Origin of the sequence: Candidatus Pantoea communis (assembly GCF_011752685.1) — a bacterium.
Taxonomy (GTDB): Bacteria; Pseudomonadota; Gammaproteobacteria; order Enterobacterales; family Enterobacteriaceae; genus Pantoea; species Pantoea communis.
This window is the reverse complement of sequence record NZ_VWXC01000036.1, coordinates 1-24570: the sequence shown is the minus strand read 5'-3', so window position 1 is coordinate 24570 and position 24570 is coordinate 1. Positions and strand designations below refer to the sequence as shown.

24 protein-coding genes and 1 pseudogene are annotated in these 24570 nt (G+C 54.0%); 11 read left to right on the top strand and 14 right to left on the bottom strand.

Annotated elements, in window-relative coordinates; translation table 11 throughout:
• Positions 1-156: 156 nt before the first annotated feature.
• The 3 genes from aldA to F3J37_RS26855 form a co-directional block, all read right to left on the bottom strand.
• Positions 157-1593, bottom strand: coding sequence for an aldehyde dehydrogenase (gene aldA, locus F3J37_RS26865; RefSeq protein ID WP_166936685.1), 1437 nt, complete (start codon positions 1591-1593; stop codon positions 157-159).
• A 198-nt stretch (positions 1594-1791) separates the two neighbouring features.
• The gene (locus tag F3J37_RS26860) at positions 1792-1890 is read right to left on the bottom strand and encodes a YoaK family small membrane protein (RefSeq protein ID WP_141399000.1); all 99 of its coding nucleotides are present in this window, start codon (positions 1888-1890) and stop codon (positions 1792-1794) included.
• 14 nt (positions 1891-1904) lie between these two features.
• Entirely contained in the window at positions 1905-2228 is a 324-nt protein-coding gene (locus tag F3J37_RS26855) for a hypothetical protein (protein ID WP_034831195.1), read from the bottom strand.
• A gap of 370 nt (positions 2229-2598) precedes the next feature.
• Between F3J37_RS26855 and rhaT the strand changes: the two genes are divergently transcribed.
• On the top strand, positions 2599-3636 hold the full coding sequence (gene rhaT / locus F3J37_RS26850; RefSeq protein ID WP_034831194.1) for an L-rhamnose/proton symporter RhaT: 1038 nt from the start codon (positions 2599-2601) through the stop codon (positions 3634-3636).
• Positions 3637-3680: 44 nt separating this feature from the next.
• On the opposite strand, the gene rhaR is transcribed toward rhaT, so the two are convergent.
• Together rhaR and rhaS are read right to left on the bottom strand one after the other, a co-directional pair.
• Entirely contained in the window at positions 3681-4547 is an 867-nt protein-coding gene (gene rhaR, locus F3J37_RS26845; RefSeq protein WP_058962076.1) for an HTH-type transcriptional activator RhaR, read from the bottom strand.
• 14 nt (positions 4548-4561) lie between these two features.
• Complete coding sequence (rhaS, locus tag F3J37_RS26840) at positions 4562-5383, bottom strand: HTH-type transcriptional activator RhaS (RefSeq protein WP_166936683.1); 822 nt, start codon at positions 5381-5383, stop codon at positions 4562-4564.
• A gap of 289 nt (positions 5384-5672) precedes the next feature.
• Here rhaS and rhaB point away from each other — a divergent pair, with 289 nt between their 5' ends.
• The 4 genes from rhaB to rhaM are packed head-to-tail and all read left to right on the top strand — an operon-like array spanning position 5673 to position 9551.
• On the top strand, positions 5673-7154 hold the full coding sequence (rhaB, locus tag F3J37_RS26835) for a rhamnulokinase (RefSeq protein WP_166936681.1): 1482 nt from the start codon (positions 5673-5675) through the stop codon (positions 7152-7154).
• Positions 7138-8394: an L-rhamnose isomerase gene (locus F3J37_RS26830; protein ID WP_166936679.1), complete on the top strand. Its 1257-nt coding sequence runs from the start codon at positions 7138-7140 to the stop codon at positions 8392-8394. Before rhaB ends, F3J37_RS26830 begins: the two co-directional genes overlap by 17 nt.
• 10 nt (positions 8395-8404) lie before the next feature.
• Positions 8405-9247: a rhamnulose-1-phosphate aldolase gene (gene rhaD / locus F3J37_RS26825; protein WP_097117085.1), complete on the top strand. Its 843-nt coding sequence runs from the start codon at positions 8405-8407 to the stop codon at positions 9245-9247.
• Entirely contained in the window at positions 9237-9551 is a 315-nt protein-coding gene (gene rhaM, locus F3J37_RS26820; RefSeq protein WP_160867370.1) for an L-rhamnose mutarotase, read from the top strand. The genes rhaD and rhaM overlap by 11 nt, the downstream gene beginning before the upstream one ends.
• A gap of 86 nt (positions 9552-9637) precedes the next feature.
• Here the strand turns inward: rhaM and F3J37_RS26815 are convergent, their stop codons facing one another.
• A complete protein-coding gene (locus F3J37_RS26815; protein WP_166936677.1) occupies positions 9638-10291 on the bottom strand; it encodes a TetR/AcrR family transcriptional regulator in 654 nt (217 codons plus the stop codon).
• A gap of 294 nt (positions 10292-10585) precedes the next feature.
• On the opposite strand from F3J37_RS26815, the gene bhsA reads away from it, so the two are divergent.
• On the top strand, positions 10586-10843 hold the full coding sequence (gene bhsA, locus F3J37_RS26810; RefSeq protein WP_166936675.1) for a multiple stress resistance protein BhsA: 258 nt from the start codon (positions 10586-10588) through the stop codon (positions 10841-10843).
• A 62-nt stretch (positions 10844-10905) separates the two neighbouring features.
• On the opposite strand, the gene F3J37_RS26805 is transcribed toward bhsA, so the two are convergent.
• From F3J37_RS26805 to ynfM, 3 genes are all read right to left on the bottom strand, one after another.
• Positions 10906-12090: a sugar transporter gene (locus F3J37_RS26805; RefSeq protein WP_166936673.1), complete on the bottom strand. Its 1185-nt coding sequence runs from the start codon at positions 12088-12090 to the stop codon at positions 10906-10908.
• A 341-nt stretch (positions 12091-12431) separates the two neighbouring features.
• Positions 12432-12689, bottom strand: coding sequence for a hypothetical protein (locus tag F3J37_RS26800; protein ID WP_034831174.1), 258 nt, complete (start codon positions 12687-12689; stop codon positions 12432-12434).
• A gap of 167 nt (positions 12690-12856) precedes the next feature.
• Complete coding sequence (gene ynfM / locus F3J37_RS26795) at positions 12857-14113, bottom strand: multidrug efflux MFS transporter YnfM/SxtP(Kp) (protein ID WP_166936671.1); 1257 nt, start codon at positions 14111-14113, stop codon at positions 12857-12859.
• A 94-nt stretch (positions 14114-14207) separates the two neighbouring features.
• Here ynfM and F3J37_RS26790 point away from each other — a divergent pair, with 94 nt between their 5' ends.
• From F3J37_RS26790 to F3J37_RS26775, 4 genes are all read left to right on the top strand, one after another.
• Positions 14208-15104 carry a LysR family transcriptional regulator gene (locus tag F3J37_RS26790; RefSeq protein ID WP_160832957.1) on the top strand — a complete coding sequence of 299 codons (897 nt, stop codon included), beginning with the start codon at positions 14208-14210 and terminating at the stop codon, positions 15102-15104.
• Positions 15105-15239: 135 nt separating this feature from the next.
• The gene (mlc, locus tag F3J37_RS26785; protein ID WP_160832956.1) at positions 15240-16457 is read left to right on the top strand and encodes a sugar metabolism global transcriptional regulator Mlc; all 1218 of its coding nucleotides are present in this window, start codon (positions 15240-15242) and stop codon (positions 16455-16457) included.
• 105 nt (positions 16458-16562) lie between these two features.
• Positions 16563-17264 (top strand): dethiobiotin synthase, encoded by a 702-nt coding sequence (gene bioD / locus F3J37_RS26780; protein ID WP_058960489.1) that lies wholly within the window; start codon positions 16563-16565, stop codon positions 17262-17264.
• 179 nt (positions 17265-17443) lie between these two features.
• Complete coding sequence (locus F3J37_RS26775) at positions 17444-18814, top strand: nucleobase:cation symporter-2 family protein (RefSeq protein WP_166936669.1); 1371 nt, start codon at positions 17444-17446, stop codon at positions 18812-18814.
• Positions 18815-19022: 208 nt separating this feature from the next.
• On the opposite strand, the gene osmV is transcribed toward F3J37_RS26775, so the two are convergent.
• Genes osmV through osmY form a run of 4 tightly spaced genes read right to left on the bottom strand, consistent with a single transcriptional unit; the run spans position 19023 to position 22475 of the window.
• Complete coding sequence (gene osmV / locus F3J37_RS26770; RefSeq protein ID WP_097117094.1) at positions 19023-20159, bottom strand: osmoprotectant ABC transporter ATP-binding protein OsmV; 1137 nt, start codon at positions 20157-20159, stop codon at positions 19023-19025.
• On the bottom strand, positions 20159-20806 hold the full coding sequence (gene osmW, locus F3J37_RS26765; RefSeq protein ID WP_034823432.1) for an osmoprotectant ABC transporter permease OsmW: 648 nt from the start codon (positions 20804-20806) through the stop codon (positions 20159-20161). Before osmW ends, osmV begins: the two co-directional genes overlap by 1 nt.
• A 9-nt stretch (positions 20807-20815) precedes the next feature.
• Positions 20816-21742: a glycine betaine ABC transporter substrate-binding protein gene (locus F3J37_RS26760; RefSeq protein ID WP_166936667.1), complete on the bottom strand. Its 927-nt coding sequence runs from the start codon at positions 21740-21742 to the stop codon at positions 20816-20818.
• 16 nt (positions 21743-21758) lie between these two features.
• Positions 21759-22475: an osmoprotectant ABC transporter permease OsmY gene (osmY, locus tag F3J37_RS26755; protein WP_034823434.1), complete on the bottom strand. Its 717-nt coding sequence runs from the start codon at positions 22473-22475 to the stop codon at positions 21759-21761.
• Positions 22476-22859: 384 nt separating this feature from the next.
• On the opposite strand from osmY, the gene F3J37_RS26750 reads away from it, so the two are divergent.
• Complete coding sequence (locus F3J37_RS26750) at positions 22860-24320, top strand: MDR family MFS transporter (RefSeq protein WP_166936665.1); 1461 nt, start codon at positions 22860-22862, stop codon at positions 24318-24320.
• 33 nt (positions 24321-24353) lie between these two features.
• Here the strand turns inward: F3J37_RS26750 and F3J37_RS28055 are convergent.
• A pseudogene (locus F3J37_RS28055) lies at positions 24354-24570 on the bottom strand (IS4 family transposase); the annotation flags it as partial.

Sequence of the window (24570 nt, the reverse complement as noted above, 5' to 3'; positions counted from 1 at the left end):
GAGTATAACGACGGCGCTTTTGCTCGCCAGTGATCACTTCGATTCTTTGCACAGGACACTCCTTAAACATAGCTCTATGCGTATGTCTTACTGGTGAAGTGTCCGGTTTAAACGGGGGCTATTACAGCTGGTAACCTACTCAGCCAGGTATTTCACTCAGGAGAACTGCAAATACGCCACGTGGGTCTGCAGATACTCTTCCAGTCCGTGACGTCCATCCGCACCACCGATACCCGATTTGCGCCAGCCCGCATGGAATCCTTGCATCGCCTCGAAGTTCTCGCGATTGATGTAGGTCTCACCAAACTTCAACTGACGCAGTGCAATCATCGCCGTGTTCAGATTTTGCGTGTAGATCGAAGAGGTCAGGCCATATTCACAATCGTTAGCCAGCGCGACGGCTTCATCAAGGGTTTTAAAGGTCATCACTGGTAATACCGGACCAAAGATCTCTTCACGCATGATCTCCATCTCCTGACGCACACCGGTAATAATCGTCGGTTCGAAGTAAAACCCTTTATCACCGGCGCGTTTGCCGCCCAGCACTACTTTTCCGCCTTCAGACACTGCTTTGGCGACTTTCTGCTCCACGCGTTCCAGCGCGGCGGCGGTGATCAGCGGGCCCATGTCGATATCGGTTTGTTCGGCCGGATTGCCAAACTTCACCTGCTTCATTGCGGCAGTCAGAGCGGTGATAAAGCGATCATAAATGCCTTCCTGGACATACACGCGTTCCGCACAATTGCACACCTGTCCGGTGTTGATCACGCGTGAGCTGACAATCGCCTTCACAGCGAGATCCAGGTCCGCATCATCCATGACAATCGCGGGGGCTTTGCCGCCGAGTTCCAGCGACACCTTGGTGACATTTTTCGCTGCGGCTTGCATGGTGGCAATGCCCGCGCCGACGCTGCCGGTCAGGCTCACCAAACCGACTTTCGGGTTCGCCGCCAGCTCCTGACCGACTTCAGGACCATAACCAAACACAAAGTTGATCACGCCCTTCGGCAGGCCAATCTCATGCACAATCTGCGCGAAAATCGCCGCGTTGTTAGGGGTGAGCTCACTGGGTTTGATGGCAATAGTGTTGCCGGTAATCAGCGCCGGAGCGGCTTTACGCGCAATCAGGAAGAAGGGGAAATTCCACGGCAGGATACCGGTGGTGACACCGATGGCTTTCTTAAATACAAAGATATTTTCATTTGGACGATCGCTATTGACGATTTCACCTTCATAACGACGCGCCCATTCGGCCATGTAATCCAGATAATCGGCGGTGAAAAGCACTTCAGTTTGCGCCAGCCCCTGCGTTTTACCGCCTTCCGCCACAATCGTGGCCGTCAATTCGGGTTCACGCTGGCGGATACCGGCGGCAATTTTACGCAACCAGTTGCCGCGTTCTACTGCGGGCAACGCTTCCCAGCCGGGTTGTGCAGTATCTGCGGCCGCAATTGCCTGTGCTGCATCTTGCTGAGTGCCTTGCGGCACGCGTGACAGCAGCGCTTCAGTCGCCGGATTGATGACCTCAATCCATTTATCGTTCTGATCGTTTACAAACGCGCCATTAATGTAATGTTGATGGTGTGTTGTCATCTGTAGGGTCTCCGCGATCGGTTTCGTTATCAGGGTGTGAATCGAGAGTGAAACAGATCAAGGTGTAGCACCTTTTTGTCAGTGCCAGAGCGGATGACGAGATGGCAGAGAAGGGAAGAACGGTACGACAGACGCAGCATTCCTGATGAAATGCCGCGTATTCAGCGTGTTAGCTAATCATCCTTTTCAGCAAAAATATCAGGAGCCCGGCACCGCCGCACCGCTGGCGATAAACCAGGCGAGGAAACTGACGCCAGCAATGATGATGGCAATAGGGAAGAGCAGTCCGATTTTCATAATTATCCTGATCGTTAAGCGAGTTGAACAATGGCGCGATGGGTTTTCATCATACTGAACAGCTGGAATTGGCTGGCGTCATCCACCTCGCGCAGATGTTCGCCTTTCTGATACCGAATGCGGTGAACATGCCCGAGTTGACGCCACACCACGATGGCCGAAGCCAGCAGGGCGCAGTTCTCTTCGCTCTGGATGCAGTCAAGTGTGGCGTAACGCTCTTCATCCAATCCATTAATGAACACGTTTAACGCCTGGGGCGGCACAATGGCGCGGATATCATCCAGCATCACGCGGCTCACCGGCTGCGACAACAGCAGCGTCAACCTTTTGCTATTCATCTCATTCCTTCGTTGCGATGATTTTTCCAACGTTATACGGAATTCGCCACGTGGGGGAAAGCTCATCGGGCGGCTTTGCGTGACTGCCATGTTAAACAGCAGGCTGGCAGTCAGTCAGTCAAAAACTGTGTCGATCAACACAACAAAAATAAAAAATATCCTCAATAATAAGTCACTTATAGAAATCAGTCAGAATGTTGCCTGCAAATGCGATTTTGTGATCCTCATGTTGAAGACCCGCCGAATTTTGCCAGCAGCGCGCGCTTTCCGGCAGCCATCCAAAGGCTGATGAAAAGCTGCACACCGTAGACTGCTGCTAATCGGGAAACTGTCGGTTTCCTGTGGGCCTCAACCTTACGAAGGAATAACAATGAACAGTGCCATTCTTGCCGGTATTTTATGGCATCTGGTGGGTGCCGCCAGTGCCGCATGTTTTTATGCTCCGTTTAAGCAGGTAAAAAAGTGGTCATGGGAAACAATGTGGTCAGTCGGTGGCGTAATGTCATGGCTGATTCTGCCATGGGCGGTCAGTGCCGTGCTGCTGCCCAACTTCTGGGCGTATTACGGTAGTTTTAGCTTCTCGCAGCTGCTGCCGGTGTTTCTGTTTGGTGCCATGTGGGGCGTCGGAAATATCAACTATGGCCTGACCATGCGTTATCTCGGCATGTCGATGGGCATTGGTATTGCCATCGGTATCACCCTCGTGGTGGGCACCTTGATGACGCCGCTGTTGCAGGGACGCTTTGTAGAGCTGTTCAGCTCGCCGGGCGGACGAATGACGTTGTTAGGCGTACTGGTGGCGTTGGTGGGTGTGGCGATCGTTTCACGTGCCGGTTTGTTGAAAGAGCGTGCACTCGGCATCAATGCCGAAGAGTTTAATCTGAAGAAAGGGCTGGTGCTGGCGGTACTGTGTGGCATCTTCTCCGCCGGGATGTCTTTCGCGATGGATGCGGCGAAACCGATGCATGAAGCGGCAGCCAATCTGGGTATCAATCCGCTGTACGTGGCCTTACCCAGCTATGTGGTGATCATGGGCGGCGGCGCCTTAGTGAATCTGGCCTACTGCTTTATCCGCCTGGCGATCAAACCGGAACTGTCAGTGCGCCGTGATTTCTCAGTGGCGAAACCGATGCTGATCGCCAACGTGGCCTTCGCCGTGCTGGGCGGCACCATGTGGTATCTGCAGTTCTTCTTCTACGCCTGGGGCCACGCGAAAATTCCTGCGCAATATGACTTTGTCAGCTGGATGCTGCACATGAGCCTGTATGTACTGTGCGGCGGTTTAGTCGGCCTGGTGTTGAAAGAGTGGAAAGCGGTGGGGCAGCGCCCGGTGCGCGTGCTGTCGTTGGGTTGTGTGGTGATCATCATCGCAGCCAACATCGTGGGATTGGGCATGGCCAACGGCTAATGAATTAGCCGCTTTAGAACAAGCCTGACGCACGGCAAGGTGCGTCAGGCTTTTATTTTATCGCTCAGTGAGGCGTGCTGAGGAAGAAAACGCTGGCGCCAGGCACTGGGTGTCAAACCGGTATCCCGCGTAAACACCACCGAGAAGTAATTGCTATCATCAAAGCCGCAGCGCGCGGCCACTTCACTGATTAAACAATCCTGGGTGCGCAACAAATATTTTGCCTGGCACAGCTGTAGCTGCCGCAAATAGTGTCCCACCGTCATGCCGGTTTGCTGACGAAACAGCTGCTTCAGTGCACGCTCATTTAATTCATTTTGCTGGCAAAAATGGGCCAGGTCGAATGGGCGGTGCAGTGCACCCTGTAAGGCAGACATCAGTAAATCAAGCTGTTCACCCTCCGGCAGCGCCCATGGACGGTCGGCGGCATAACCATGCCGGCGCAAGATCAGCGCCAGCTGCAGGAACAGCGCTTCAGAGAGCTGGATCGACAACGAATCGCTTTTACGGCTCTCCCGCTCCAGCTGGCTGATCACCCCACGCGCCAGCGCCATGCCGCGCGTGGTTAAGCGCCAGCAGCTGGGTGCATCATCGTCCTGCGGGGGCAGCAGCTGGCTCCAGTCCAGACTCAGACGAAAGCGATCGCGGCAGTAAAGAATGTTATCCAGCGCCAAATCGTTGACGCTGTCATAACTGTGGCAATCATTGTCGCGGATATAGAACACATCGCCGCAGGTAATCAACCACGGGCGATCGTTGAGCACGTGCAAGCCGTTGCCGCGCCAGACGATCACAATTTCACTGAATTCATGACGATGCGGGGGGAAGGAGGGTTGAGGCATGCGTTCGGCCACCGCAATCGGCAGATTGGTGGCCGGGAAATAGTCTTCGCGCGTCAAAATCAGCGACATGGGAACCACTCCAGTTACATCATCTGCTGGCGCTCCGCTCGGGGCGCGCAGCCAAATTCCCGCCGAAACAGCGTGGAAAAGTGGTTGCTGTCACCAAATCCACACTGATAGGCGATGTCCGTTATGCGCATATCGCTATGGCGCAGTAAATGCCGGGCCTGCAATAAGCGCAGACGATTCAGGTAGCGCTGCGGCGTATTGCCGGTTTGCTGCTTCATCTGACGATGCAGGGTGCGCAGCGAAAGCGAGAAGCGATCGGCCAGTGCATCCCATTCAATATCTTCACTGTAGTGCTCATTGAGCCAGTCAAGCAACCGATGCAGACGTGCTTCCTGATCCTGCGCCTGATCGTTGTGACCGGCTTCGCGCAACAGCACCAGCAGTTGCAAGAACAGCTGTTCCTGATGCGCCTGACGCTCCAGCGACCAGATCTCCTGCTGTTTCATCTGCGTCACAATCTGCAGCGCCTGCGCCATCACCTTGTGATTGATACGCCAGTGCGACGGATAGTTACCGTTTTCATCGCCGGGCAGCAATGACTGTAAACCAGAGAGAAAACGAAACGCTGCCGGGCTGCGATAAAGCACATTAGTCAGGCACAAATTCTCGGTCTGCTCATACAAATGGCGATCGTGATCGCGCACAAAGCACACGCAACCGGCGCACAGGGTCTGCGGCTGGCCGTTAAACACGTGAATACCGGAACCTTGCTCAACCAGCACGATTTCATGGAAATCATGATGATGTTCGGGAAAGGCCTGCTGCGGTACGCGCGGCTCAATAGCAATCGCGTAGTTTCCTTCCGGAAAGAAATCAGCACTGTGCAGAACGGTCATGATGCGCCTCTCGATTAACAATTTTGTAACCGAGTCTACGCAGGCGCTGTGCACCTTACCTTGAAATTTAAACCGCACAGCGCAGGAAAATGGCGAATTATTCAAGATCGGCCAAGTGATTGATGGAATTGCGGTAAAGCTCACAACTCTGTTGTTCCCCGGTTCTGTGAGCTTTCTCACGATCATCTTTGCCAGCCTGCCATCGACTATCACGCGCTGGCAGTAAGGGGAAGGTGGCAAAGCGCCAGTATTCATACGCTAAAGCCATCTCATCACAGGAAGAAACGCCATGAGTATGCGTAACATTGTTGCCATTGATTTAGGCGCATCCAGCGGGCGCGTGATGCTCGCACAATGGACCTCTGCTAACCAGCGCATCACCCTGCGTGAAGTGTGCCGTTTTGCCAACCAACGTGTTCGTCGCGCCGGTTATGATTGCTGGGATCTCGACAGTCTGGAGCAGGCGATTCGCGCAGGGCTGGCGCAGTTAGATGATGAGGGCATCGTGCCGGACAGCATCGGCATTGATACCTGGGGCGTGGATCTGGTGCTGCTGGATGCCAACGGCGATCGGGTGGGCGAAACGGTCAGTTATCGTGACTCGCGCACCGATGGATTGATGGCGCAAGCGATCAATGAGCTGGGCAGAGCCGCCATTTACCAGCGCACAGGTATCCAGTTTCTGCCCTTCAATACCCTGTATCAGATGCGTGCGCTGCACCAGCAACAACCGGGCTGGCAGGCACAGGTCAAGCATGCACTGATGATCCCGGATTATCTGCATTATCGTCTGACCGGCAACATGAACTGGGAGTACACCAACGCCACCACTACGCAGATGCTGAACATTGAAACTGGCGAGTGGGATAGTGAGTTGCTGTCGTGGGCAGGGATCGAAGCCGACTGGTTCGGCAAACCGACTGCACCGGGCAACACCGTCGGCAACTGGATCAATGCCAGCGGTAAAAAAATTCCGGTCGTGGCCGTGGCCACGCACGATACCGCCAGCGCGGTGCTGGCCACGCCGCTGATGCAGGAAGATGCCGCTTATCTCAGTTCTGGCACCTGGTCGTTAATGGGCATAGAAAGTCTGCAACCCTGCGTCAACCGCACGGCGCTCGACGCCAACATCACCAACGAAGGTGGCGCGGAAGGCTATCGGGTGTTGAAGAACATCATGGGCCTGTGGCTATTACAGCGCGTATGCAGCGAATTGCACATCTCAGATCTCTGCGCATTGATTGACGAAGCAAAAAATGAATCCGCCTGTCGTGCCCTGATCAATCCTAATCATCCGCGTTTTATTAATCCCGCCAGCATGGTGCAGGAGATTCAGGATGCCTGCGCTGAGCAGCATATGCCGATTCCACAAAGCCCTGCAGCGCTGGCACGCACCATTTTCGACAGCCTGGCGCTGCTGTATCGCCAGGTGATAGGCGAACTGGGCAACCTGCGCGGAACCGCGATTCGCCAGTTACATGTGGTCGGCGGCGGCAGTCAGAACCCATTACTGAACCAACTCTGTGCCGATGCCTGCGAAATGCCCGTATTGGCTGGCCCCATTGAAGCCTCAACGCTGGGTAATGTCGGCTGCCAGCTGATGGCGTTGGGGGAACTGCGTGATGTGGCCGAATTGCGTCGCTGCATCGATAAAAATTTCCCGTTAGAAACGTTTGCACCTCAGAACGCCAGCATCTTCGCTGCCCACCAGGCACGCTTTGCGGCACTGAGCCAACCTGCTAAGGAACTTGCATATGACAAAGCTGATTGAACAAGCCTTTGAACTGGCGAAACAACGCTACGCGGCGTTGGGTATTGATGTGGACCAGGTAATGACCCAACTGGATGGCATCCCGGTGTCGATGCACTGCTGGCAGGGGGATGATGTTCGTGGCTTTGAAAACCCGAATGGCGAACTGACGGGCGGTATTCAGGCCACCGGCAATTATCCGGGACGCGCTCGCAACGCGGATGAGCTGCGTGCGGACATAGAAAAAGCCATGTCGCTGATCCCCGGCGCCAAACGCCTCAACCTCCACGCCATTTATCTGGAAAGCGATTCGCCAGTTGAACGCGATGCCATTGAGCCGAAGCACTTTAGCGGCTGGGTAGAGTGGGCGAAATCCAACAAATTAGGACTGGATTTTAACCCCAGCTGCTTCTCACACCCGCTGAGCGCCGACGGCTTTACGCTTTCCCATGCCGATAAAGGGATTCGCCAGTTCTGGATCGACCACTGCAAAGCCAGCCGCCGTATTTCAGCGCACTTTGGTGAACAGCTCGGGACACCATCGGTGATGAACATCTGGGTGCCGGATGGCATGAAAGATCTCACCATCGATCGTCTGGCACCGCGCGAGCGTCTGGCCAGCGCGCTGGATGAGGTGATCAGTGAGAAGCTCGACCCCCGTCATCATATTGATGCGGTAGAGAGCAAACTGTTCGGTATCGGCGCGGAGAGTTACACCGTGGGCTCCAACGAGTTTTGCCTCGGCTACGCCGCCAGCCGTCAAACGGCGCTGACGTTAGACGCCGGACATTTCCATCCAACCGAAGTGATTTCCGACAAGATATCCACTGCCATGCTGTACGTGCCGCGTTTGCTGCTGCACGTCAGCCGCCCGGTACGCTGGGATAGCGATCACGTAGTGCTGCTCGATGATGAAACCCAGGCCATCGCCACTGAGATTGCCCGCCACAAACTGTTCGACAAAGTGCATATCGGCCTGGACTTCTTTGACGCCTCGATTAACCGCATCGCCGCCTGGGTGATTGGCACCCGCAACGCCAAAAAAGCGCTGCTGCGCGCACTGCTGGAACCCAGCGATCAGCTGCGTAAATTTGAGCAGGAAGGGGACTACACCGCGCGTCTGGCACTGCTGGAAGAGCAGAAATCTCTGCCATGGCAGGCGGTCTGGGAAGCATGGTGTCTGCGACATGATGTGCCCGCCGATGCCAGCTGGCTGAGCGAAGTGCGTCACTATGAACAACAAACATTGCGTCTACGATAAGGGATCTACCATGCAAAATATTCTCTCTTCTTCATTCGTTCAGAACATGGTGAAGGCGACCAGTGATATGTGGCTGAAAGGCTGGGATGAGCGCAATGGTGGCAATGTCAGCCTGCGTTTGCTGCCGGAGGAAGCGCAGGCCTGGTCAGCTGATTTTTATGCCGAACCGCGCTGTATTGAGTTAACCCAACCGGCGCCGGCGCTGGCAAACGATTGGTTCCTGGTCACCGGTTCTGGCAAGTTCTTCCGTAACGTTCAACTTGATCCCGCCGACTGTCTGGCGCTGCTACAGGTGGACGATAAGGGACTGTCGTACAAAATCCATTGGGGACTCAGCAACGGCGGGTTGCCGACCTCGGAACTGGCGGCGCATTTCCAGTCGCATAGCGTGCGCAAGCAGGTTTCCAATGGGGCTGACCGCGTGATTATGCACTGCCATGCCACCAATTTTATGGCGTTGAGTTACGTAGTGAATCTGGATTCCGCCCGTTTCACGCGCTTGCTATGGGAAGGCAGCACCGAATGTCTGGTGGTGTTCCCGGATGGCGTCGGCATTCTGCCGTGGATGGTGCCGGGAACCGATCAGATTGGGCAGGCCACCGCCGATGCCATGGCATCGCACAGCCTGGTGATGTGGCCGTTCCACGGCATTTTCGGTGCCGGTCCGAATCTGGATGAAACTTTTGGCCTGATCGACACGGCCGAGAAGTCTTCGGAGGTGGTGGTGAAAGCCCTGTCAATGGGCGGGATTCGCCAGAGCATCACCACCGAACAGCTGGTGGCACTGGGTGAACGCTTCGCCGTCAAACCGTGGCAAGCGGCGTTGGATGCGGAGCGCAGTGATGTTGCGTAAAGCCTTTGTGATGCAGGTGCATGCGCACTGTCATGATGAATATCTGCGTCGCCATTCACCGATCTGGCCTGAGCTGGAACAGACGTTGAAAGCTCACGGTGCGCACAACTATGCGATTTGGCTGGATGCGGAGCGTAATTTGTTATTCGCCAGCGTGGAGATAGAGTCGGAAGCACGTTGGGAGGCGGTGGCAAACACGGAAGTGTGCCAGCGTTGGTGGGCATCGATGAAAGATTTGATGCCATCGAATGCGAACAATAGCCCGATCAGCCAGGTGTTAAAACCGATGTTTTTTATGCCTTAAGGATTTCAAACATGACACTTTGGTGCAAGTCAGGGGCGGCCTGGAGGTCGCACCTGACTGCAAAGTGATAAAACATCGTCAGCAGGCTATGACGCGTTCAACGCGCAGTAGCCTGCCAGAGCGGGCCAGATGGCCATCTGCGTATCGACTATTCCATCGAGATCGTCACGGCTTGCGCCTTCACGGGCGCGCACTGACATGCCCTGCAACACGCAGGCCAGATAGCTGGCCAACGTAACGCTGTTGGCACACTGCGGCAATTCGCCACGCTGTTGCCGGACATCCAGAAATTGCTGCAAAGCCCGTTCCTGTGCATGGTGCTGCTTAGCCAGCATCTGTGCAATCTCGTCTGAGCCTGAAGAGAGCGCACTGGAGGTGCAGATAAAGAAACAGCCAGCGGGCTTATCACACTCGGTAAAACAGGCTGCAGTAGCACGAAAATAGGCCTCAATCGCGGCTTTGACATCGAGTGTTTCATCCTTAAGCACCTGATTACGCTGCGCGCTGAAGGTATCGATGTAGCGCTGCATTGCTGCGCGGAACAAGCCTTCCTTATTCTCAAACTCCGCGTAAAGCGTCGGCGCTTTCGCCCCCGTTGCGTTCACCAAATCTGACAGCGAGGTGCCTTCATAACCGTGTGCCCAAAACAACATTAATGCTTTATCCAGCGCATCGTTGCGATCAAACACTTTGGGGCGACCACGCGTTTTGCGATTAAGCGTGTCGGTCATTTGCGTCATAGGGACACTTCACTGCATGAAGAACATGTAATTAAATTACCGATCGCTAACTAAATATGCAAGCGCAGCCGACATTCCCTCTCATTCACTTTGCCCGTTTGTGCTTTACCTGCGGCACAACACTCATATCGATAAGTGAAAAAGGGCGCTAAAGCCCATAATCACGCCACTTCTTAATAAAATAATGACCGTTAATAAAATGATTGACGAGATGCCCGCTTCGGCGCTAGCATTTAATTAACGGTTGTTAACTTAATTCAGCCGACCCCTTTCATCTGCATAAGAGAGACGATCATGAAAAGCATCAAAATGGTATTAGCCGCAGTCGCACTGTCATCCATCGCATTTGGTAGCATGGCTGCTGAATTAGTGAATCAGGCACCATTGAACCAGCAGCAAATTGGTGTGGTGAGTGCATCAGGTAGCACTAACCTGACTTCACTGGAGAACCAGCTATCGGAGAAGGCGAATGCTGCCGGAGCAAAGTCGTTCCGCATCACTTCGACCTCTGGCAACAACAAGCTAAATGGCACAGCGGTAATTTATAACTAATCACCAAAGCGCAAAGAATGGCGCAGGGGCGCACCGATGTGGGCCCCTGGTTATGAAGCGGATTATCCGTTTGAACGGAGTTGCGGATACCGACGGAAGATGGTGATACACCAGAACAACGCAACCAGTCCAATTAACCCCCCCACGTTACCCACATCCGACATTTTCATATGCAGGCTGACCTGGTTACCCAACAGGGCACCCGCACCAATCCCGATGTTATAAATCCCTGAAAACAAGGACATCGCCACATCGGTGGCATCCGGTGCCAGTGACAGCACACGAACCTGCATCGCCAGGCCGATCATCATCATTGCCATGCCCCAGAAAATGCACAGCAGCGAAATGGCTGCAGGGCGCACGGCGGCAAACAGCAACAGCCCCATACTCAACGTGATGATGCCAATCGCGGCGAGTAACATCGCTGAGGGGAATTTGTTGCCCAGCGTACTGAACAGCACGCTGCCGATAATCCCGGCTGAACCGAACAGCAACAGCAGTAAGGTCGTGAAGTTCTCATCCGCATTCGCGACCACCTGCATAAAGGGTTCGATGTAGCTGTAAGCGGTGTAGTGCGCGGTGACCACCAGCGTCACCAGAATATACATTGCTACTAACGCCGGACGGCGGAACAGCATCGGTACGCTACTCAGTGAGCCAGTGTGCTCGCTCGGCAGACGTGGCAGTATCCGCACCAGCAAAATTAGCAGCACCAACGCTGACAAGCCGATCATGCCGAAAGTGGTGCGCCAGCCGAGGTATTGCCCAACGATACGGCCAATGGGCACGCCCAACACCATCGCCAATGCCGTACCGGTTGCCAGCATACTCAACGCCTGGGTTTTTTTGCCAGCCGGTGCAACACGAATCGCGAGTGAAGCGGTAATCGACCAGAATACCGCGTGCGCCAGTGCGATGCCGATGCGCGAAATCAACAGCGAGGTGAAATCCCATGCCACGGACGAAAGCACATGGCTGGCGATAAACAGAATGAACAACACCGACAGCAGCAGACGGCGTTCTATATTCCGCGTCAGTAGCATTAACGGCAGGGATAACAGCGCAACGACCCATGCATAAATGGTCAGCATAATACCGACATCAGCGGTCTTCATGGCGTAGCTCGCCGCTATATCCGACAACAGGCCAACAGGTACAAATTCAGTGGTATTAAAGACAAAGGCGGCAATCGCCAGCAGCACAACGCGTAGCCAGGCTGTTTTACGTGAGACGGTAGTCGGTTGCATGGGGTTCAAATCGATCTGACAGCGAGTGAGGGGGCGAAACGAGCCCGGTTAAGTGACCTGCATCACAAATTGGGGCTATTGTGGAGCATTAATGAGCGGATGAAAACCATATAGACCGTTTTTATTCCTGAATATTTTTTATCGCTGAAGACCTGGTTAATAGCCTGAGGTTATTATCAATTCTTGCTTTTTGGCTAAGGGGTGAACGCAGGCAGGAACAATCAAAGCGTAGCGCTTTACGATTCCGTGATGAGGAAGTCGGCTGTTTCTGTATGAGAATGATGCGACAGCCGTACTTAACAACACGCCTTAAGCGCTACGCGATTGTCAGACCAGCATTATCAGAGTTGCACCATGTGTTTTAGCGCCACGCTATGCTGAGTGGTCAGGCTTTTTTTTACCGCCACCGGGCAACAATGCTCGCATCCCATCGCATTGGAATAGAATTTACGGGCTTGTTGAATGGCGGCCGTGGCGGTGTAGAAAGTCCCGAGAAAGCGCCGTGCACCATCGGAAGGGAGGAACGGGCAGCCTGTTGCATGTACCACATGGTTGTCGTTATAGCCTGCATGCTTATCGACGTAATAATAGAGTTGCATCTAACGTCCTCATTGCTGTGAAAAAAGAAAATCTAACTATTGTTGGAATAAAATGGATTATAGCGACGAATTGTCGTTTTGTTTTAAGTGGGACTAGTTGAAAGCGCGATTCTGACGGCTTAAGCGAGAAGCGGGGCGCAGCGGCCCCGTCGTTTAGATGAAAGGTATTACAGTTTTCGGCACTGTAAACGCCAGCCGACGAACAAGGCCAGCAACAGCAACACACTGATGAACAGCGTCACGCCCGTCCAGCCATAGCTGTGCCAGAACACACCGCCTAACGTGCCCGCCACGCTGGAACCCACGTAGTAGCTGAACAGATAAAGTGACGATGCCTGGCCTTTGGCGCGGCGTGCGCGTGGACCAATCCAACCGCTGGCAACGGAGTGCGCGGCAAAAAAACCCGCTGTAAACAGCATCATGCCGGGCAGTATCAGCCAGAGTGATTCAAAGGCGGTGAGCAACAACCCAGCCAGCATAATGGTGGTGGCGCCAATCATTACCGGACCACGGCCAAAGCGGCTGGTCATCGCGCCTGCTTTAGGAGAACTCCACGAGCCGGTCAGATAAACCACCGACAGCAGCCCCACCACCGCCTGGCTTAGCGACCAGGGTGCGCTCAACAAACGGTAGCCAATGTAATTAAACAGCGTCACAAACGCGCCCATCAGCAGGAAACCTTCTGCAAACAGGAACGGCAAACCCTTGTCGCGCCAGTGCAGGCGGAAATTGATAAATAAACTGCGCGGTCGCAACGAAGCGGGACGGAAATGACGTGATGCCGGCAGAATCTTCCAGAACATCAGTGCGCCTGCTAGCGAGAAGCAACCGATCACCCCAATGGCTACACGCCATGAGAAGAAATCGGTCAGCACCCCGGTGAGCAAGCGTCCGCTCATGCCGCCAATTGAATTGCCGCTGATGTACAGCCCCATCGAGAAGGCAATAACACGGGGATGAATCTCTTCACTTAAATAAGTCATACCGACCGCTGCCACACCGCTAAGAGACAACCCAATCAGTGCACGCATCATCAAAATGCCTTGCCAACTGGTCATGGTGGCCGAAATCAACGTGCAAATGGCGGCGAGCATTAAAGCAGTGACCATCACCGACTTACGCCCGATGGCATCGGAGAGCGGGCCGGTCACCAGCAAGCCTAACGCCATCAACCCCGTTGAGAGTGACAATGAAATACTGCTCTCAGCGGGAGAGACGCCAAACTGTTGTGACAGCACGGGCAGAATCGGCTGCACACAATACAGCAGCGCGAAGGTAGCCAATCCTGCAGAGAATAAGGCCAGCGTGACGCGCATAAACTGCGGCGATCCACGTTCAATCCATTCGGAGGAGGCTACGGTTGAATCAGGCTTAGCGGACAACTCGTCTTCACGAATTGTCACTGCCTGGGAAGAGCGACTCACGGAATATCCTTAGATGAGAAACGGTCTGATTACTGTAGGAAAATGGGAATAGGTTGTACAATATATTAATAATCTCAAATGAGACGTTTAAAGTATGAATATTGAGTTGCGCCATCTGCGATATTTCATCGCCGTTGCGGAAGAGCTGCACTTTGGCCGCGCGGCACAGCGGCTAAATATCTCCCAACCGCCGCTCAGTCAACAGATTCAGCAGCTGGAGCATGAGATTGGCGCACAGCTGTTTACCCGCACTAATCGCAGCGTGCAGATCACACCTGCCGGTCAGTTGTTTTTACAGGATGCGCGCGTCATTTTGCTGCAGGTTGAACAAGCCGCCAGTAGGGCAGCGCGTGTGCACAGTGGACAGGAAGGCGAGCTGCGTATTGGTTTCACCTCTTCCGCACCCTTCACCGGCCTGGTTTCGGACGCGCTGTATCAATTTCGTCAGCGTTGGCCGGAAGTGCATATTTCGATGCAGGAAAATAACACGCGTCAGCAGTTAGCACCGCTGCACGAAGGTCGGCTGGATTTGGGGGTGATGCGCAACACACCGTTGCCAAGCGATTTACAGCATCGGGTGCTGTTGCGCGAGCCGTTGTGCGCGCTGGTGCACTGGGCACATCCGCTAGCGGATGCCGAAACGATCTCTATTCAGGCACTGGCCAACGAGCCCTTCGTGTTTTTTGATCCACAGGGGGGGACCGCGCTGTACGGGGAAACACTGGCGCTGTTGCACCGTTATCAAATCAAACCGTTTATTACACAGGAAGTGGGCGAAGCGATGACGATTCTCGGTCTCGTTGCTACCGGATTAGGAGTGTCCATATTACCGGCTTCTTTCCGGCGTGCGCGACTGGCTGATGTGGTGTGGATTCCCCTGCAGGAGCACGATGCCATTTCTGAAGTCTGGCTGGTCTGGTCAGCCACGCGGCAACCCACTGCGCAAATGCACAATATGATGCAATTGATGATGCAGAATGCCGAAATTTAAATCGTCTGATGATCAATGGCCCGATCTTTATGTGCGATAAATCACATTTCTAATCAAATATTTGACGCTGCCTGCCAATCTGCATCACCATAGCTGCTGTTTATTTAGAAGCGCGAAAATATCCGGGAGCAGGACGTGAATCTGGACAGTCAGCCTGGCCACATTGACCAAATAAAACAGACCAACGCAGGTGTGGTTTACCGACTGATTGACCTTTACGGCCCGATTTCGCGTATTGAGCTTTCTAAACGTGCCCAGCTGGCACCCGCCAGCATCACCAAAATTGTGCGTGAAATGCTCGATGCGCATCTGGTGCAGGAAACCGAGTTCCAGGATCCAGGCAGCCGTGGCCGTCCGGCCATTGGTTTGATTCTTGATACCCTCGCCTGGCACTATCTTGCCATCCGTATTCAACCGGGACATATCACGTTAACGCTGCGCGATCTGAGCAGCCGTGCTTTGCAGGAAGATCGACTGCCACTGCCTGCCAGCGCTGACCAGCCGCTGCTGCAAACGCTGCAGCAAATGGTTAATGACTTCTTCGTCCGCCATCAGAACAAACTTGAGCGTCTTACCGCGATTGCCATCACCTTACCCGGTTTAATTAACGCGGCATCGGGTGTGGTGCATCGCATGCCGGGCTATGACGTGCAGGAAATGCCGTTAGGTGAAACACTTTCCTCGCTCACGGGTTTACCGGTATTTGTGCAACATGACATCTCCGCCTGGACGCTGGCCGAAGCGCTGTTCGGTGCTTCGCGCGGTGCGCAGGATGTTATTCAAATAGTGATTGATGAAACGGTTGGTGCGGGTGTGATCAGCGGGGGCCAGCTTTTGCACAAACGAGGTCGTGCGCTGGTAGAAATTGGGCATACGCAGATCGATCCTTACGGCCAGCAGTGTTACTGCGGTAATCATGGCTGTCTGGAAACCGTGGCCAGCACAGGCAGTTTATTGCAGCTGGCGGCCCAGCGTTTATCTTCGCAACCCGACAGTTTGCTGCATCGGGAACCGCTAACCATCGCCAGTTTATGCGCAGCCGCGCAGCAGGGCGATCGACTGGCGCGTGATGTGATTGCCGGTGTCGGCCACCACATTGGTCGCATGTTGGCAATGATGGTGAATATCTTCAATCCCCAACAAATCCTGATTGGTTCTCCGCTTAATCAAGCCGCTGAGGTGCTGTTTCCTGCCGTTAGCAGCACCATTCGTCAGCAGGCGTTACCCGCATACAGTCATGAGATCCAACTCGCCCCTACCAGCTTTAGCGATCCGGGCACTTTTGGTGCCGCCGCGCTGATCAAAGACTCACTTTATAGCGGCCATTTGCTGGTAAAACTGTTGCAAGGCTAATCACTGCTCGCCTTAAGTTTGCGCTAACGCAATCTGCCATCCGAGACATTTCCTTAAACTGCCTTCTTCGCAGGTTACACATCGCTTCAACGAAGGAGGAGTAAGGTGAAAACAATCTTTGTCACCGGTACCGACACCGCGGTGGGTAAAACCGTCGTGTCACGCGCGCTGCTGCAGTGTTTCGCCAAAGCGGGTCTCTGTGCAGCAGGCTACAAACCTGTTGCTAAAAGTGCACAGCACACGCCAGACGGATTGCGTAATAAAGATGCTTTGCTGCTGCAGCAGGCATCGGGTCTTGAACTGCCTTACCAGGCGGTGAATCCCATCACCCTGGAAGAAGATGAAATCAGCACCAGCGCATCCGTGCGAATGGATTATCCGTTGCTGAGCCGCAGCCTTGAGCAGTTACAAAGCCGCGCCGCGCGGGTGGTGGTGGAGGGAACTGGCGGCTGGCGCAGTCTGATGAATGATCTGCAGCCGTTGTCCAGTTGGGTTCAACAGGAACAACTGCCGGTCGTCATGGTGGTGGGCATTAAGGAAGGTTGCATTAGCCATGCTTTACTGACTGCTAATGCCATCGTAGGTGATGGGCTGCCTTTAGCAGGTTGGGTCGCCAACCGTATTAATCCGGGATTAGCACATTACGCTGAAATCATTGATGTTCTGCGTGAAAAGCTAGGCGCACCGCTGCTGGGTGAGTTGCCTTATCTGCCGCGTGCCGAACAGCGTGAGCTGAGTGGTTACCTGGACATTTCCCTGCTGGATGAGGCATTAATGCACGTTGATAGTGCACAGCCTGCGGCATGATGAAACGAAGTGATGCAAATGATCGGTGGCTGAATCTAAGGTTTCGGGTTCAGCATCCGAGATCGTTCTGCTTAAATCAGCTTATAATCATGCGGTTATAAATTTTTCCCTCAATGTGAGTGCCAATGGCGTGAATCATGCATCAGCTATGCTGATGAAAATTCTGCCGGAGCACACACATGTCGCACTCCCCTAAAGGTTTATTGTATGGGCTTGATGCCCGTATTGGTCCTGTTCCCGCCTTTTTCGCTGCGTTGCAGCACGTCCTTGCCAGCGTGGTAGGGATCATTACGCCGCCACTGATTATTGGCTCAATCCTCGGATTGCAGACTTACATTCCGTATCTGATCAGCATGTCTTTGCTGGTTTCCGGTTTAGGGACATTTCTGCAGGCGCGTCGCTTTATGGGGATTGGGGCGGGCATGATTTGCCTGCAAGGCACCAGCTTTGCTTTTCTCGGCGTCATCTTATCTGGCGGTTTGATGGTGAAAGCGCAGGGCGGTTCACCGGAAGCAATCATGGCGATGATCATGGGCTGTAACTTTGTGGCCGCGTTTATCCCCATGTTGATCAGCCGTTGCGTAGCGCCGTTGCGGAAAGTGCTGACGCCGGTGGTGACCGGCACGGTGATTACCTTGATCGGCATCAGCCTGATTAAAGTGAGCATCACCGATTGGGCAGGCGGCCATAACGCTGCTGACTTTGGTGCGCCAGGAAATCTGGCGCTGGGTGGGCTGACGCTGCTGGTGATTATTGTGCTTAACCGTTCCCAGAATCGCTGGATGCGCCTTCTCGCGGTGGTAGCAGGTATCGCCGTGGGCTGTCTGGCGGCGGCACTGACCGGCCATCTGCCCATCAAACCGATGATGTCCAGCCACTGGCTGGTTTTGCCTTCATTTTTCCGCTTTGGTTTCGATTTTAGCTGGAGCATTTTCGTGCCGATTGCGCTGGTGTCGGTGATTTGCGTGATAGAGGCGGTAGGGGATTTGACGGCGAATTGCCTGATTTCGCAGCAACCCATTGAGGGCGACGGTTTTCAACGTCGTTTGCAGGGTGGCATTTTGGCTGATGGGATTAGCTGTCTGTTCGCCGCGATGTTTTCGGCATTCCCTAATACTACCTTTGCGCAGAATAACGGTGTGATTCAGATGACCGGCGTGGCCAGCCGTTATGTTGGCATGGTGATTGGTGTGATGCTGTTGCTGTTAGGGGTGTTTCCGGTGATCGGCAATGTGCTGCAGCAAATTCCAGCGCCAGTTCTCGGCGGTGCCACTCTGGTGATGTTTGGCAGTGTGGTGGCGGCAGGCATTCGGGTGATGACGCAATCCCCGTTGGGCCGCCGTGAGATGTTGATCGTCGCGGTGTCCTTTGGTATTGGCTTGGGTGTGGAAGCGGTACCAGAGGTGTTGAAGCAGTTGCCAGCGTTAGTGAGTAATTTGTTTGGTCATGCGGTGACCACGGGCGGCATTCTGGCGATGCTGTTGAATATCGTGCTGCCATCGGAGCGGGGTGATGAGCGGGTTGTCGGTGCGGTGGAGGAAAATCACTGATTTTGCGTGAGGAGAGTTGGAGATCTAAACCAATGGCTGTGAGTTTGTGCGTACGTTGGAAGAGGCGGCAGATCGTAAAGACGCCGTAAACCATCCCTGGGGCTCGGCCCGCGCCATCCCTGGCGCAGGACGCTTTACTCTTCTGCCGCCTCTTCCAACTTTTTAGCTGTTGTGCGGTTTGTCTGGATTTAGGCTGCCGTGCGTCTTGTTAAGGATTCAGTCTGCGGCGCGTGCGTCCTGAACTAAGATAGTCCGCGATATAGTCTTGCGAAATCTCACCGCTGTAGCGTCCTTCCTCATCGACGATCGGCATCCAGACAGTGTTGTGCTCATACAGCTTGGATAGCACCACGCGCAGATTTTCTTCGGCCTTACCGGTTACTTTGAAGGTATGCAGCATCTCCTCGCAGCGTCCGGCGGCATTCCGCGCTTCACGACGTTTCACAAAGCCCAGCGGCTTGCCATCATTATCTACCACGGTGACCGATCGCATGTCGTTGTCATCCATGGTGGCGAACGCCTCCTGCAACGGCGTGCTGCGCTGCACGGTGATAGTTGGCTGTTGATCGGTGACGTCGCCCGCCTGCACCAGCAGCAGGCGTTTCAGCGTGCGGTCCTGGCCAACAAATGATCCAACAAAATCATTGGCGGGTTTTGCCAACAGCTCGTCGGGGCTGGCGCACTGTACGATTTTGCCCTGTCCAAACACCGCGATGCGGTCACCCAGTTTGAGTGCTTCATCAATATCATGGCTTACCAGCATTACGGTTTTCTTCAACTGGCGCTGCATTTCGAGAAACTCATTCTGAATCACTTCACGGTTGATTGGGTCGACAGCACCAAACGGTTCATCCATCAGCAGTACCGGTGGATCAGCAGCCAGCGCGCGGATCACGCCGATACGCTGCTGCTGACCGCCGGACATTTCTCGTGGATAGCGATTCAGGAATTTGCTGGGATCGAGCGCCACCATGCTCATTAACTCGGTAGCACGTTCGCGGCAGCGCTTTTTATCCCAGCCCAGCATGCGCGGTACCACGGTAATATTTTCTTCGATGGTCATGTTGGGGAACAGACCAATCTGCTGAATTACGTAGCCAATATTGCGGCGCAGCGTCACAGTATCTTGTCCGCTGGTGTCTTCACCGTTGATCAAAATCTTTCCGCTGCTGGCTGGGATCAGACGGTTAATCATTTTCAGCGTGGTGGTTTTGCCACAGCCGGAAGGGCCGAGCAGCACACACATTTCTCCGGCTGGCACTTCCAGGCTGACGTTGTCCACGGCGTTGAAGGCGGTGCCGTTTTTTTGTGTAAAGGTTTTCGTCAGGTTTTCCAGTTTTATCATTATCGAATCCCCTTAGGAGTCAGCGCCGACTGCAAACGGTGCAGTAGCCAATCAAGCACAATCGCTAATAAACAAATCATCAGTGCACCGGCAATCAGCATGCGCACATCACTGCCGCTGATACCATCCAGCAGCTGTAAACCCAATCCGCCTGCGCCGATGACCGCGGCAATCGCCATCACGCCAACGTTCATGACCACCGCAGTGCGGATACCGCCGAAGATCACTGGCAGCGCCATCGGAATTTCGACCCAGCGCAGACGCTGCCAGAAGGTCATCCCTATGCCGCGACCGGCTTCACGCAGCCCTGGCGACAGGTTTTCCAGTGCGGTATGGGTGTTACGCACAATCGGCAGCAGGGAGTAAAGGAACACCGCGCAGATGGCAGGCAATGCACCAATACCCTGACCGATCATGGAAAACAGCGGAATCATCAGACCAAACAGAGCGATGGTTGGAATCGTCAGTACGATGGTGGCGATACCGAGCACCGGCGTCGCGAGCCATTTAAAGCGCACAATCAAAATTCCCAGTGGCACGCCAACAATGATGGCGAATCCCACTGCCACCAGCACCAGCCAGGTGTGCTGCCAGGTTAAGGCCATCAGGGTGTGCCAGTTACTCATGATGTAATGCAAAGTCTCCATGACGCCTCCTTACAGCATGTTTTTCGATTGCAGGAAATCACGCGCCACCTGCTGCGGTGACTGATGATCGATATCAACACGTTTGTTCATCTCGGTGATCGCTTCGTCGGTGATCAGCGGTGAGAGTTGATTGAGGGCCGCATCCAGTCCCGGATGGCTTTTCAACACATCCTGACGTACGACTGGCGTGACGTTGTAACTCGGGAAGAAATGCTTATCATCTTCCAGCACTTTGAGTTCAAAGCCTTTTACTCGGCCATCGGTGGTATAAATCAAGCCCGCATCGACAAAACCATCACGTACCGCGTTGTACACCAATCCCGGGTCCATCTGGCGAATCTGCGGGCGATCTAGCGGCATGTCGTAGGCTTTCTGCAACGGCTTCAGGCCATCGGAACGGCCGGAGAACTCTAAGTCGAGCCCGAGTTTCCAGTTGTGGTCGGGGTCGGTTTTGCGCACCTGTTCCAGTTTGGCAACCAGCTGCGACATGGTGCTGATACCTTCTTTATCGGCGCGTGCACGCTGCATGGCAAATGCATAAGTGTTGTTCATTGGCGCGGGATCGAGCCACACCAGACCCAGTTTGGCGTCGAGCTGTTTAACGGTTTTATAAGCCTCTTCAGATGACATCGGTTTGTTGATGTGGTTGAAAATAATCAGCGAGGTACCGGTGTACTCCCAGGTCATATCGATTTGCTTGTTGATCATCGCATTACGACCAATCGTGGTGGCGATATTGGTCTTTGGGACCACCTGAAAACCTTTCTTTTGCAGCCAGAGCACGGTCATGGCAGATAAAATATGCTGTTCGGTAAAGCTCTTGGTTGCCATCACAATCGGCGTGGCCGCGGTGGCGGATTGGCTGATGGCCAGTGTGGCGGCCAGTGCCAGCGCCGTGTGTTTCACCCAGCGCGTTAAGTTATGCGTTTTACCCATCACTTAGCTCCTTGTGTTAAGCCGCAGAGTGCGGGCTGAGGAATCGACCCAATGCTGCCAGCAGCAAATCGAGGATCAGCGCAAACAGGGCGGTGGCCACGGCGCCTAGGATCAACGTAGGGAAGTCATTGAGGTAAATGCCGGGGAAAATCAGTTCGCCAAAACTGCTGGCACCAATCAGGAAGGCCAGCGGTGCCGTACCGACATTGATGGCGGTCGCAATGCGCACACCCGCCAGAATCACTGGCAAGGCATTGGGAATTTCTACCTGACGTAAACGCTGGAATTTGGTCATGCCGATGCCGTTGGCAGCTTCAATCAGTGACGGCGGTACGGCGCTTAATCCGGAATAGGTATTACGCACGATAGGTAACAATGAGGCGAGGAACAGGGCGATTAACGCAGGCCGATCGCCAATCCCGACAATGACCATGGCCAGTGCGAGAACAGCCAGCGGCGGCAAGGTATTCCCGACGTTAAAGATCTGCATCACATATTCAGCCCAGCGACGAGCAAACGGGCGGCTGAGCAAAACCCCGCTCGGAATGCCAATCAGCAGGGCGAAAAACATTGACCAAAACACTAAAAACAGATGCTGCTGACCCAGATAAATTAAGTCCTCTTGCCGGTCGCGCAGCGTATTCAACCCGATTCCCCAAACCAGCAGGGCAATCACCGCGACGATGGCCAGTAGTGCCAGCCCGGCTCTACTAACGAGCGATGCATTTTGCATGCGAGAGTCTCCCTGATTCGACAAATTGTTCGATCTTGTTATGTCATTTCACGGTTGAAGGCGTAATGGAGAACAAACCACATACGAAAATCCTTCACGCTATTAAATTGCAGATAAAATGACTGTTAGATACTGCTTTTCCAGTGAATAACTGGAAAGTGCTGTTAAAAGCTATAGCAATGCTTAGCGTATTGCGCCAGTTTTCACGGCAAAATCAGACAGATAGAAGGGCGGTTAAAACCTTCTTAACCCGCATGAAATAAGGCATCATCCGACAATAAAAAAAATTCATCGAATTATGTGACATTGTCACATAATAGGCGCACGCAGAGGAAACTCGTCTGATGGAAAATCAGCTAGCCTTGAGAGAAAAAAGGGAGACGTATGACTGAAACTGCAGAATTGAACACGGAACATCGCCACTGGATCCTTATCGCCTGCATGCTCGCCATGTTTATGGCCGCGATTGAAGTCACCATTGTGGCGACCGCGATGCCGACCATTATTGCTGAACTCGGCGGTTTCTCGCAGTTTGGCTGGGTCTTCTCTATCTATTTGCTGACTCAGGCGGTGAGCGTGCCACTCTATGGTCGGCTTGCTGATATGTGGGGGCGTAAACGACTCTTTTTCATTGGCGTCTCGCTGTTCCTGATCGGTTCGGTATTGTGCGGTTTTGCGCATACCATGACGTGGTTAATTCTGTTTCGCGCGTTTCAGGGGCTGGGTGCAGGCGCGATTATGCCGCTCACCAGCACCATTGTGGCCGACATCTATTCCCCGCGCGAACGTGCCCACGTGCAGGGATGGCTTTCCAGCGTCTGGGGTGTCGCGGCTATTATTGGGCCACTGAGTGGTGCCTGGCTGGTTCAGCACTTTAACTGGTCGGTGATTTTCTGGGTGAACGTGCCGATCGGTCTGTTTTCCATGCTGCTGTTAGCGCGTTTCTTACCGGCGCGTGAGCATCACAAAGGGGCAACACTGAATCTTACCGGCAGCTGCTGGCTGATGATTTGCGTTACGGCACTGTTAGTGGCGCTGTTGCAGGCGGATGCCCTTGGTTACTGGTTACTGGCATTCCTGTTATTGGCACTGCTGGCGGGCTGGCAATTAAAACAGCATGAACAGCGTGCTGAAGCACCGCTGTTTCCTCTCGCCATCTGGCGCAGCCGTCTAATTCTGGCAGGCAATGCCGGCAATCTGATCATCGGTGCCACCATGATGGGCATCAGCGCGTTTCTGCCAACCTGGATTCAGGGTATTACTGGCGGTACACCGCTGCAGGCGGGGAGTGCGTTGGCGATGATGTCGATTGGCTGGCCGTTAGCCAGCACGCTGAGTGGTCGATTGATGTTAGTCACGTCCTATCGCTTTACCGCGCAGCTGGGAGCCTTGTTATTGATTGCGGGTAGCGCGCTGCTGCTGTTATTGCGTACCGACAGTTCAATCATGCAAGCCGGGCTGACTGCTTTTGTCATTGGCACGGGTATGGGCATGACCAGCACCACCTTCCTGGTGTCGGTGCAAAACCATGCGCATTACGACATTCGTGGCATTTGCACCGCGTCAATTATGTTTAGCCGCATGCTGGGTTCAGCGATTGGTACTGCGCTGATGGGCGCGGTACTGAACTTCAATCTTGCGCAGCGTCTGCCACAGGCCAGTGATCCGATGCAGCAAATCATGTCACATGAAAGCCGTCAGTCACTGTCCGAAGCAACGTTGCATCAGTGGACCGGGCAGATTGCTGCTTCGCTGCATTGGGTGTTTGTGGTGGCGTTAGTGATTGCGATGCTAACGCTGTGGATTGCGTGGTTGATGCCGCGACAGCGGCCAGAGGCAGAATAGAAAAGGGCGGCCATCAGCCGTAATGCTTGTCAGTTAAGATCTTAATGGAGGCCGCAACGGATAACGTTGTGGCCTCTTTTTTACCGCCCTTGGGTAATGCCGCACTCTTCTTTCCGGCAGCATCAGCCCTGGAGCCATCGCCATTATCTCTTCCATTATCCGCGGTATTTTTCCCGGTGAGATGCCCGGTAGCAGGCTCAGATGACTTCTCAGATACAGTGCGGACTGCTTAAAACTCATCTGATAAGGT

Excerpts from the sequence above, each read along its gene's own strand:
- aldA (WP_166936685.1), bottom strand. The coding sequence starts at position 1,593 with ATGACAACACACCATCAACATTACATTAATGGCGCGTTTGTAAACGAT.
- F3J37_RS26860 (WP_141399000.1), bottom strand. The coding sequence starts at position 1,890 with ATGAAAATCGGACTGCTCTTCCCTATTGCCATCATCATTGCTGGCGTC.
- F3J37_RS26855 (WP_034831195.1), bottom strand. The coding sequence starts at position 2,228 with ATGAATAGCAAAAGGTTGACGCTGCTGTTGTCGCAGCCGGTGAGCCGC.
- rhaT (WP_034831194.1), top strand. The coding sequence starts at position 2,599 with ATGAACAGTGCCATTCTTGCCGGTATTTTATGGCATCTGGTGGGTGCC.
- rhaR (WP_058962076.1), bottom strand. The coding sequence starts at position 4,547 with ATGTCGCTGATTTTGACGCGCGAAGACTATTTCCCGGCCACCAATCTG.
- rhaS (WP_166936683.1), bottom strand. The coding sequence starts at position 5,383 with ATGACCGTTCTGCACAGTGCTGATTTCTTTCCGGAAGGAAACTACGCG.
- rhaB (WP_166936681.1), top strand. The coding sequence starts at position 5,673 with ATGAGTATGCGTAACATTGTTGCCATTGATTTAGGCGCATCCAGCGGG.
- F3J37_RS26830 (WP_166936679.1), top strand. The coding sequence starts at position 7,138 with ATGACAAAGCTGATTGAACAAGCCTTTGAACTGGCGAAACAACGCTAC.
- rhaD (WP_097117085.1), top strand. The coding sequence starts at position 8,405 with ATGCAAAATATTCTCTCTTCTTCATTCGTTCAGAACATGGTGAAGGCG.
- rhaM (WP_160867370.1), top strand. The coding sequence starts at position 9,237 with ATGTTGCGTAAAGCCTTTGTGATGCAGGTGCATGCGCACTGTCATGAT.
- F3J37_RS26815 (WP_166936677.1), bottom strand. The coding sequence starts at position 10,291 with ATGACGCAAATGACCGACACGCTTAATCGCAAAACGCGTGGTCGCCCC.
- bhsA (WP_166936675.1), top strand. The coding sequence starts at position 10,586 with ATGAAAAGCATCAAAATGGTATTAGCCGCAGTCGCACTGTCATCCATC.
- F3J37_RS26805 (WP_166936673.1), bottom strand. The coding sequence starts at position 12,090 with ATGCAACCGACTACCGTCTCACGTAAAACAGCCTGGCTACGCGTTGTG.
- F3J37_RS26800 (WP_034831174.1), bottom strand. The coding sequence starts at position 12,689 with ATGCAACTCTATTATTACGTCGATAAGCATGCAGGCTATAACGACAAC.
- F3J37_RS26790 (WP_160832957.1), top strand. The coding sequence starts at position 14,208 with ATGAATATTGAGTTGCGCCATCTGCGATATTTCATCGCCGTTGCGGAA.
- F3J37_RS26775 (WP_166936669.1), top strand. The coding sequence starts at position 17,444 with ATGTCGCACTCCCCTAAAGGTTTATTGTATGGGCTTGATGCCCGTATT.
- osmV (WP_097117094.1), bottom strand. The coding sequence starts at position 20,159 with ATGATAAAACTGGAAAACCTGACGAAAACCTTTACACAAAAAAACGGC.
- osmW (WP_034823432.1), bottom strand. The coding sequence starts at position 20,806 with ATGGAGACTTTGCATTACATCATGAGTAACTGGCACACCCTGATGGCC.
- F3J37_RS26760 (WP_166936667.1), bottom strand. The coding sequence starts at position 21,742 with ATGGGTAAAACGCATAACTTAACGCGCTGGGTGAAACACACGGCGCTG.
- osmY (WP_034823434.1), bottom strand. The coding sequence starts at position 22,475 with ATGCAAAATGCATCGCTCGTTAGTAGAGCCGGGCTGGCACTACTGGCC.
- F3J37_RS26750 (WP_166936665.1), top strand. The coding sequence starts at position 22,860 with ATGACTGAAACTGCAGAATTGAACACGGAACATCGCCACTGGATCCTT.